Below are 3,710 nucleotides of genomic sequence, written 5' to 3' on the forward strand. Positions count from 1 at the left end.
CTGTGATACCATTACTAGAAGTAGTCGGTAACGCAGCTAAAGTTGAACCTGAACAGATTGGTGCAACCGATGCAAACGTAGGTGTAACAACTGGATTAATAACAATACATTCTTGAACTGTTTGACCACAACTAGCTGTTGTAGTTGACTGTCCTGTAACTAAAACCTGATCTATACAAAGTGGAGGATCACTTGAACTAGAAGCATCATTTTTCCATCTAAATCTAAATAAAAGACTAGATTGGTTATCCCATGCTGGCAATGAAGTAACTCTATTATTCCATGTAGTAGCCCCTGATAAATTGGCTCCCGCTTGTATCCATGTTGAACCTCCATTTATGCTATATTCTAAAGCTCCAAAATCATCAACATCGGCACTCTTACAGATAAAATAGTAGCTTATTGTCACATTAGTCTTTCCAACAGTATTTAGTGGTGTATTTAAGGTAAATTTTTGATCTGAAACGGTACTACAAAAATTTGCATTAGAAGGTGGAAAAGCCCCTCCTTCTGCACAACTAAATCCACAAGTGGTAGTAGCTTTTATGTGTAAATATTTACTTTGAGGACCAGAAGTAGCCCAAGTTCCTTGATTAGGTACTGTTGGAACAGTAAATGGAACCCCTCCGATCGTACAAGTACCTCCTATATAAGAATTATTTATAACAAAAATATTGCTTCCTCCTGAATTATCAATTGTCCAATTAGGTGCATTGGCTTCAAAATCCTCTGCTAGTAAAGTTGTAGTAGCAGTACCCCCCGATGTAGATGGTGAAGTGATGTCAACACAATAAGTACCAGCGGGCAAATTTGATAATGAATTATTCGAACTTGAAGGAGTATTGTATCCAGACGGAAAAGTATATCCTGAAGGTCCACTTATCCAATTAAAAGTAGTACCTGTTGGAAGAATAGAACTAAAGTTAATTGAGCCTAATTCGCAATTATTTACTGTCTTTGTATAAGTTGGGGTGATAATAGGTAAAATTATCAACTCTGATACACTACTAGCTGTTGAACATGAGCCACTTCTAACTATACAGTAATAATAAAACGTACCTACTGTTGCCGTTGATGGAGAAAAAGAGTTACTTGTAGCTGATGTTATTAATGTACCTCCAACATTTGAATTTACTGTATTTGAATACCATTCATAAGTTAAACCTGATCCAGAAGCAGAAACTGACAAAGTAGATATTGAGGCATTCTTACATACTGTTTGAGTAACAATAGGTTGAGTCGAAATAGTTGGATTAGTACATGCTGGTAAGACATTATAATAACCTAAACCTTGTAAATCAACACTTGAACAAATAGCAGAGTTTACAATTTGTAAAGTAAAACAAAGTACATAATTGCCAGGAGTCAACGCATCCCATTCAGGATTAAAACCACTTGCTACAGATGAAGCATTTGTTCTTGTAGGCGTTATAGCAGCTCCAGAACATGCCGAAGCCGGTTTTAATTGGTATGTTATTACCTCTTCCGAAGGTATTGCACAACCTGATGGACTAGAAGAAGATAATTGTTTAAAACCTAATATTGTAGAACCTGTTGGTACAGTTACTGGAACACATACGGTTATTGATTGACCAGGAGAAAGAGGTGCATTTCCAAGTTGATCTCCAGCAGCATTTAATGTTGTTGCTATATTGGTTTGACCTAGCGTAGCTGATGTAACTGTAATTGAAGAAACTGGACATGTTGCATTAGCACAGGTTGTACAAGTTGAACTAACTATTTCAACCGATGTTGTAGCAACACCACAAGCCGTTGGAACACTTACGGTATATATGCCTACATTACTTAAACTTGGAGTTATAGCCCCAGTTGTTGCATTAATTGACAAACCAGCAGGAGTTGAAGTATAGCTACCTGTTACAGGTCCATTTGTAATATTGATGTTTTGAGCAGTCGCATTTGAATTTAAAAAAGTAGAACTATTATAAGCAATAGTAGTTGATGCTGTTCCATTAACATTTATCACTAAATCTTTAGTACAACTTGATACTCCATCAGAAATTGTTGCTCTATAAGTGGTAGTAGCACTTGGTGTAACAGTAGCTGAAACACTCAATGAATTAGAAGTTGCAACAATTGTTCCTGTTCCTAAGTCAGTAATTGTTATTGTAGTCGGATTGTATTTAATTATGTTTATATCATCAATCCCCCAGCTGTCTTGTGTACCTGAAGTTGATTGATGTTGATACCATCGAAACTTTGTTGAAGTTGTCTGTGCTGCTGCTGGGATTGGCAAAGTGGTTCTGTTCCAATTATACACATAAGTTCCAGCTCCAATATTAGCAGAAGCTCCAATATTACTCTCAAAACTTGGAAACATCAACTTCATATTAACCCATGATACTCCATTATTAATAGAATATTGAACATAAACGCCTTCCTTATCATCATTTGCTTCACAACCATTGCCTCCATTATCATCAGAAGCAGCTCTAAAATCAAAACTTAAAACGCCTCCATTACTAACATCAAAATTTAAAGACTCTAATACTCTTGGCGCTGCAACATTTTGCATCCATGCATAAATAGAATTATCTGTTTTTTTTGTTGTATACAATCCATTAGGCTCGCAACTTAAAACATTTGTGAAAATTATACCTCCAGGAGTGGCATTCCAACCTGTTCCAATAGTACTAGAATTAAATGAATTAGAAAGCAATCCAGTTCCAATAGAACCCGTAGCTGTCAAAACAACGGGAGAACCCGAACAAACTGAAGCAAGATTTGATTTTAAATCAACATTACATCCTATTGAAGCATTTGTAAAAATCGACACATTTCCAACCCATCCAGTAGACTGAGAGTTTGATGAATTAGTAAATTTAAATGTTAGAGCACCAGATGCATTATTTGCACAAAAAACACCTGGCTTCAATTCAGCTTGAACCACACCTCCTAGTGCAGGTTGGCCAGTAGTGTAAGGAGTTCCAGAAGCATTATAAACTGCACCATAATTACCTTTAAGCGAGCCAATATTTGTTGCTGTTGTAGTAGTCCCATCAAATATATCCAACGTCTCATAAGAACTAAAAGAAGTAAAATCTACACAAACACTTTTTCCTGCCGGAGGCATTAAAGTTATTGTATAACTTATATTTCCATCATTTCCAGACAAACCTCCTGCATCATAGAAAATCTCTCCACCATTCACATTCACGGTACCTGATTGACTAATTAAAATGTCTTGTCCATAACTACTATTGTTTACAAAACTTAATAAAGCTACGCAAAGTAATATTATTTTAAATCTCATGGTTTGATTGTTTATATTTCAAATTTAAAATAGTTAATGAAAATAAAAACTAAAAAAATAGCATTTTTTTTTAGTTCAGTTATTTCATAAAGAGATTCTCTATTTAAAACATTAAAAGGTGTTATATAAACAACACCTTTTAAACTTCAACACAATAGTAATTACCAAACTACTCTAAAACAACTATTGTGAATTAACAATAAAAAAAATACTCTCAAAATTTTACTATTACAAAAGTAACATTTATGAAAAAAAAATAAATAAAAAAAAAGCACTTTTTTTGATTTCAGATTTAGAACGGTAAAAATAAAATTAATTAATTCAAAATCCAGTCACAACATTAAACAAATAGAGCACCTAATGAGGTGCTCTATTTTTACTTAGTAAATACTAAACTAAGTTGGGTATTCTTAACTTAACTAATTTACTTTTTCAC

At 34.2% G+C, this 3,710-nt stretch carries 1 protein-coding gene; it reads right to left on the reverse strand.

Annotated elements, in window-relative coordinates:
• The coding region (locus QZ824_RS11040; RefSeq protein ID WP_291276069.1) for a hypothetical protein at nt 1-3,274 on the reverse strand (3,274 nt) is incomplete at its 3' end.
• Nucleotides 3,275-3,710 lie beyond the last annotated feature (436 nt).

Source organism: Flavobacterium sp. (assembly GCF_021151785.1).
Taxonomy (GTDB): domain Bacteria; phylum Bacteroidota; class Bacteroidia; order Flavobacteriales; family Flavobacteriaceae; genus Flavobacterium.